The 6595-nt window shown below is 76.1% G+C and carries 4 protein-coding genes; 1 reads left to right on the top strand and 3 read right to left on the bottom strand.

Translation table 11 applies throughout. The annotated features are described in order from the left end of the window. Positions 1-192: 192 nt before the first annotated feature. Both ACIBQ6_RS37455 and ACIBQ6_RS37450 read right to left on the bottom strand, forming a co-directional pair. Entirely contained in the window at positions 193-657 is a 465-nt protein-coding gene (locus ACIBQ6_RS37455; protein WP_358300273.1) for a DUF1801 domain-containing protein, read from the bottom strand. 62 nt (positions 658-719) lie between these two features. After that, a complete protein-coding gene (locus ACIBQ6_RS37450) occupies positions 720-1175 on the bottom strand; it encodes a carboxymuconolactone decarboxylase family protein (protein WP_397217868.1) in 456 nt (151 codons plus the stop codon). Between the two features lie 178 nt (positions 1176-1353). On the opposite strand from ACIBQ6_RS37450, the gene ACIBQ6_RS37445 reads away from it, so the two are divergent. Next, complete coding sequence (locus ACIBQ6_RS37445; RefSeq protein WP_397217866.1) at positions 1354-3828, top strand: ATP-binding protein; 2475 nt, start codon at positions 1354-1356, stop codon at positions 3826-3828. Here the strand turns inward: ACIBQ6_RS37445 and ACIBQ6_RS37440 are convergent. Further along, positions 3812-6523: a LuxR C-terminal-related transcriptional regulator gene (locus ACIBQ6_RS37440; RefSeq protein WP_397217864.1), complete on the bottom strand. Its 2712-nt coding sequence runs from the start codon at positions 6521-6523 to the stop codon at positions 3812-3814. The genes ACIBQ6_RS37445 and ACIBQ6_RS37440 overlap by 17 nt on opposite strands. Between the last annotated feature and the right edge of the window lie 72 nt (positions 6524-6595).

Here is a 6595-nt window from a genome sequence, read left to right as displayed (position 1 = left end):
ATGTCCATCGAGATGCGCGACACCGACGAGGACGTCTTCCGCGCGGCGGAGGAACTCGGTATCGATCTGTCCCGGCGTGAGCCGAGCAGCGTGGACGAGGTCTGACGGTCCCGTGCTCCACTGCGGCGCGCCGGTCCGGAGCAGGGTCCGGCGCGCCGCGGTGGAGCAGGACCGCAGGGGTCCGCCGGAGGCTCAGCCCGCGGCCTGCCGCACGAGGGCGGCGATGCGCGCCTCGGCGTCGGGGGTCAGCTCCTTCAGCGCGAAGGCGCTCGGCCACATGGCGCCGTCCTCAAGGCTCGCCCCGTCGTTGAAGTCGAGGGTGGCGAAGCGGGACTTGAACTTCGCGGCGGGCTTGAAGAAGCACACGACGCTGCCGTTCTTGGCGTAGGCCGGCATGCCGTACCAGGTCTTCGGCGTCAGGTCCGGGGCGGCGGCCCTGATGATGGCGTGCACCGCCTCGGCCAGCACCCGGTCGTCCTCGGCCATCTCGGCGATCTTCTCCAGCACGTCGCGCTCGCCGTCGGCGGCCGACGCCTTCCCGCCGCGCCGCGCGGCCTTCTTCAGCTCGCTGGCGTGCGCCTTCATCGCCGCGCGCTCGTCCTCGGTGAAGCCTTCGAAACCCTTGCCGGACGCGTCGGCGTTCTTCGTGGTGCTCATGGTGAAATCTCCTTGTGTGTGGGGTGAATGCTAGTACTGACCGTTTTGTGGGGTGGTGTCGCTCAGCCCCGCGCGCCGGCGATCTGCCGGGTGCTGGCGTTGAGCCGGTTGAACAGGTTCGTCACGCCGATCATCAGCACGATCGCGGCGAGCTGCTTCTCGTCGTAGTAGGTGGCGGCCCGGTCCCAGACCTCGTCGCTGACCGCGTCGGGCCGGTCGGCCAGCCGCGTGGCGGCCTCGGCCAGCTCCAGCGCCGCCCGCTCCTCCTCGGTGAAGTACGGGGCCTCCCGCCAGGCGGCCACCGTGGCCAGCCGGTCCTCGCTCACCCCGGCCTTGCGGCCGCCCTTGACGCCCGCGTCCACGCAGGCGCTGCACCCGTTGATCTGGCTGATCCGCAGGTGCACCAGCTCCAGCGTCCCGGCGTCCACGCCGCCGGCGTGCACCGCCTTGAACAGCTCCTGGATCGACTGCATCGCGCCGGGCAGGACGGCGGCCGGGTTCTTCATCCGGGACTGCATGGTGGTTCTCCCTTTTCCCTGGTCGGCGCCCCGTCCCCCGGGGCGTGACTCCATCTCAGCGCAGCGGGCCCGGCGCGACGATGCCCGTGGGACACCGTGGGACAGCCGGAATGCCGTTGGCCTGCGGTGATTCGTCCCGGTAAGTTTCTTCCGCGACGGGACAGAGAGGCAGGAACGCGTGACTCGACAGCAGACGGCGGGCCCCCAGGACGAGCTGGCCACCCGCCTGCGCCTGCTCCAGGAGCTCTCCGGGCACGGCGTACGGGCGCTCGCCCGCGAGACGGGCCTCAGCTCGTCGTCGTTGTCGCGCTACCTCAGCGGCCAGTCGGTGCCGCCGTGGGCCGCGGTGATCGAGCTGTGCCGCCTGGTCAAGCGCGACCCGCGCCCGCTGCGCCCGCTGTGGGACCGGGCGGCCAACCCCCTTCCGGCGCCGCCCAAGGCGAGCCGCCAGGTCCAGCCGCCCTCGGCGCCCGCCGGCGCTCCCCGTCCGCCGCGCAACGACCTGCCGCGCGACGTGCCCGACTTCACCGGGCGCGCGGCCCATCTCGACGCCGTGCTCGCCGCCGTCGCGCAGAGCCGGGTGGTCGCCGTGGACGGCATGGCGGGCGTCGGCAAGACGTGCCTGGCCGTGCACGCCGCGCACCGGCTCGCCGCCGACTACCCCGACGCCCAGCTCTACCTGGACCTGCACGGGTTCACCGACGGGCGGGAACCGCTCGACCCCGACCCCGCGCTGCGGTCGCTGCTCGCCGCGCTCGACGTGCCCTCGGAGAAGATCCCGCAGGAGGGCGGCATCGAGCCGCTGGCCGCCTGCTGGCGGGCCGAGCTGGCCGGACGGCGGGCCGTCGTGGTCCTCGACAACGCCGCCGGCGCCGACCAGGTCCGCATGCTGCTGCCCGGCGCGGGCGAGTCCGTCGCCCTGATCACCAGCCGCAACCGGCTGGTGGGCCTGGAGGAGGTGCCGCCCGTCTCGCTGGACGTGCTCACCCCGCAGGAGAGCGCCGAGCTGCTGGCCCGCGCCAGCGGCGACCCCAGCGGGCCCGACGGGCGGCTGGCCCAGGACCCGGAGGCGGCGGCCGAGGTGCTGCGGCTGTGCGGCCACCTGCCGCTGGCCCTGCGGCTGGCCGGGGCCCGGCTGCGCCACCGGCCAGGCTGGACCGTCGGCATCCTGGTCGAGCGCATGGCCGAGGGGCCGAGCGAGTTCGACACCGCCTTCGCCATGTCCGTGCGCCAGCTCGACCGGGCACAGCGCCGCCTGTTCCGGCTGCTGGGCCTGCTGTCCGGGTCCTCCTTCGACGACTACGTGGCCGCCGCCCTGGCTGGCGTGCCGCTGCGCGACGCGCGGGCGATGCTGGAGGACCTGCTCGACGCCCACCTCGTCCAGCAGCCCTCGCCCGGCCGGTACACGCTGCACGACCTCGTCCACCAGCACACGCGCCGGGCCGCCGAGGAGCAGGACACGCCGGCCGAGCGGGAGCAGGCGCTGGGCCGGGTGCTCGACTACTACGTGCACGCGGCGGCCGCCGCCGACGCCGCGATGCCGTACGAGTCGGGCAGCCGGGCCGCGTCCGCGGGCAGCCCGCCGGCCGCCCTGCCGGCCTTCGGCAGCAAGCACGCGGCGCTGGGCTGGTTCGGCGCGGAGTACACCAACCTCATGGGCGCCTTCGAGGTGGCGGTCGCCACCGGCGCCGACGCGCACGCGTGCGAGCTGCCCCGCTTCATGCGCGCGTTCTTCGCCCGGCGCTGCGGCACCACTCACCTCAACGTGCTCTTCGAACGCTCGCTGGCGGCGGCCGAACGCCTGGGCGACCCGTGGCAGCTCGCCGAGGCGCACAGCGACCTGGGCTTCGCCCGCTACAACGCGGGCCGCATGGCCGAGGCCGGAGCCGCGTACGAGGCGGCGGCCCCCCTGGTGTCCCAGGCCGGCGACGCCCGCTCCGCGGCGGACCTGATGATGCGCCGCGGCTACCTGAGCTGGGACGAGGGGCACGTCGAGGAGCCGCTTGACCTCTTCCGGCAGGCGGCCCGGCTCTACGCCGACGCCGCCTGCCCGACGGGCGCGGCCCACGCCGCCGCCGACGAGGCGTGGGCGATGCTGCAACTGGGACGCCGGGAGGAGGCGGCCCGGCTGGCCCGCGACGTGCTGGCGCGGACGCACGGCGAGCCCGGCTGGCCGGCCACGCTGACCGCCCGGATCACCCTCGGCATGGCGATCGTCCACGAGGAGCCCGGCGAGGCCGCGCAGCACCTGAGCCAGGCCCTGGAGCTGGCCCGCGAGGACGGCCACAAGCACAACGAGGCATGGTGCCTCAACTGCCTGGGCGTCGCGCTGCGCCAGATGGGCCGCCACGAGGAGGCGCTGGAGAGCCACCGGGAGGCGTTCGCCCTCCTGGACGAGCTGTTCGAGGAGCACTGGAAGGTGCACTTCCTCTACGGCTACGCCGAGACCTGCCGCCTGGCCGGCCTGCCGGAGGAGGCGCTGCGCCTGCACCGCCAGACCCTCGACCTGGCGCCCAAGGTGGGCGCGCGGCACAAGGAGGCCCTGGCCCACGAGGGCATCGCGGCCGTGCTCGACGAGAGCGACCCGGCCGCCGCGGCCGAGCACCGCGCGGCGAGCCAGGCGATCCGCCGCGAACTCAACCCGGACGCCTGACCTCGTCCCTCTCGCCGGCGGGACGGGCGGCGGTCGCGCGGGCCAGCTCGGTGCGGTTGGCGACCTGGAGCTTGGCGTAGACGTGCGCCAGGTGGGTCTTGACCGTGCCCCGGCTGACGAACAGCCGGGCGGCGATCTCCGGGTTGGACAGCCCCTCGGCGGCCAGCCCGGCCACCGACCGCTCGGCCGGGGTCAGGCTCTCCCATCCGGAGTCGGGCCGGCGGCGCGGCCCCCGCGCGCGGGTGGCGTGGGCGACCGCCGTGTCCAGGTCCATCGCGCGTCCCCGCTCGACGGCCGCGCGCAGTTCGCGGCCCTCCTCGCCGTCGGCGGCCAGGAGGGGGCGGGGCGCGGCCCCGAGGTCCGCGCGTGCCCGTTCGGCGGCCCCGGCCAGCACCCCGGCCGTCCTGACGGCGCCGCGACGCAGGTCGAGCAGCGCCAGCGACTCCAGGCCGGCCACCAGGCCGAGCACGAGGTCGTGGTCGGCGTGGATGCGCAGCGCCTCGTGGTGCAGCCGCAGCGCGCGTTCCGGGTCGCTGTCGTGGGACAGCAGCGCCAGCTCGTCCAGCACCCCGGCGCGCACGCGCGGCATGCGCGCGGTGACCGGCGACCGCGACAGGGCGTCCAGCAGCCGCGTCGCCGCCGCCTCCTCGTTCGACCGGCGCAGCGCCGCCGCCAGCACGAGCTGGGTGTCGGGCGCCAGCCACGCCGCGTCCGGCTCCTCCTGCCAGCGGCCCTCCCGCCAGCACCACTCCACCGCCTCGCCCGGCCGGTCGTGCCCGAGCGCGAGCATCGCCTGGCAACGCTCCCACCCGGTGATGAACGGCAGCCGCCCGAGCCCGTCGATCAGCCGGTCCACGGGCTCCAGGGCGGCGGCGGCCTCGTCCAGGCGGCCCTGCAGGATGCGGATCTCCGCCAGGACGACCCGGGCCGAGCCGGTCCAGTGCAGGTCACGCAGCGGTTCCGCGGTCTCGACGGCCCGTCCGGCCAGCTCCGCGGCCCGCTCCAGCGCGCCCGACCGGGCGGCGGCCAGCGCCCACCAGCCCAGCGCGAAGGAGGCCACGCCACGGTCGCCGCGCGCCACCAGCCGCTCCACGGCCCGCTCGAAGCACTCGATCGCCCGCCGGTAGTCGTCGCCGAGCACGTGCACCAGGCCGGCGATCGCCTCGGCGCTGTCGGCGACGAACCCGTCCCCGGCCCGGACGGCCTCGTCCCGCACCGCGCGGGCCTCGGCCAGCGCCTCGGGGAGGCCCGTCGCCAGCAGGCCGAGCGCGATCAGCGGCCCGGCCGGGCGGGCGGCCTCCGGGGCGCCGGCCGCCTCGGCCAGGTCCCGGGCCGTCCGCGCCACCTCGAACGCCTCGATCCCCGGCTCGGCGGTGTTGAGCACGAGCGCCAGCGCCGTCAGGACCCGGGCCTGGAGCGGGCTGCGCTCGTCCGCGCCGAGCGCCGCGGCCCGGCGCAGCAGCGCGGCCCCCTCGGCGCCGCGTCCCTCCAGGTGCCACAGCCACGCGCAGTCCGCGGCCAGTCGCCGCCCCCGCGCCGGGTCCGGACGCGACAGCCCCCACTCGATCGCGGCCCGCACGTTGGGGTAGGCGGCGCCCAACCGCGCCCGCCAGGCGTCCTTGTCGGTCTCCAGCAGCGGCGCCAGCTCCGCCGGCAACGACGCATGGACGTCGAGATGCAGGTCGCGCGCGGCGGTCTCCTCCCGCGCCGCCGCCAGGCGGTCCAGCGCGTACGCCCGCACCACCCCGAGCATCCGGTACCGGGCCACCGGGCCGGTCGTGTCGGCCACCACCAGCGACTTGTCGATCAGCCCCCGCAACGCCCTGAGCAGACGTCCGGCGCCCGGCCCGCCGAGCTCGGCCAGGCGGGTGACGGCATCGGCGGTGAAGCCCGGCTCGAACACCCCGGCACGCCGGAACAGCACCCGCTCGTCGTCGTCCAGCAGGTCGTGGCTCCAGCTCATCGACGCCTGCAGGGTGCGCTGCCGGAAGGGGGTGGTCCGCGCGCCGCCGTCCAGGAGGGCGTAGGGGGCGCTCAGGGAGTCGGCGATCTGGGCCAGCGACAGCGCGCCCGCCCAGCCGGCCGCCAGCTCCAGCGCGAGGGGCAGCCGGTCGAGCCGGTCGCAGATCCGTCTGGCCTGCGATCCGGCCGCTCCGGCCGCGTCCGGGGCGCCGGCGCGGACGCGTTCGAGGAACAGCTCCAGCGCGTCGGCCAGCCTCATCGGCGGCACCGGCCACACCCGCTCGCCGGGCACGCCGAGCCTGGACCGGCTGGTGGCGACCACCGCCACCCCCGGGCACTCGGCCAGGACGGCGGCGACGACCCCGGCGGCGTCGTCCAGCACGTGCTCGCAGTTGTCGACCACGACGAGGAGCTCGCGCTCGCGCAGCGCGGCGGCCAGCACCGGCAGCGGGTCCCGGTCGGCGGGCAGCGGGACGTCCAGGGCGGCGGCCAGCCGGCGGCCGACCTGGCCGCCGTCGGTCTCCTGCTCCAGGCCGACCCAGAACACGCCGTCCGGCCACGCCCCGGACGCCGCCCGGCACAGGCGCATCGCCAGCCGGGTCTTGCCGCACCCGCCGGGCCCGGTCAGGGTCAGGACCCGCCCGGCCGCCACCGCCTCGCCGGCCGCCGCCAGCTCCTCGGCCCGGCCCACGAACGACGACAACTCTGCCGGAACATGACGGACATCAGACATCGCCCGAAGTATGCCAGCAAACAGGCCAGGGGACCGGCGGCATCTCTGCCAGGTGGCCGATGTTCCCGGCCC

The sequence above is a fragment of the Nonomuraea sp. NPDC049655 genome, assembly GCF_044465465.1.
In the GTDB taxonomy this organism is placed as follows: domain Bacteria; phylum Actinomycetota; class Actinomycetes; order Streptosporangiales; family Streptosporangiaceae; genus Nonomuraea.
The sequence above is the reverse complement of the archived record's forward strand: the minus strand, read 5'-3'. Positions and strand labels throughout refer to the sequence as shown.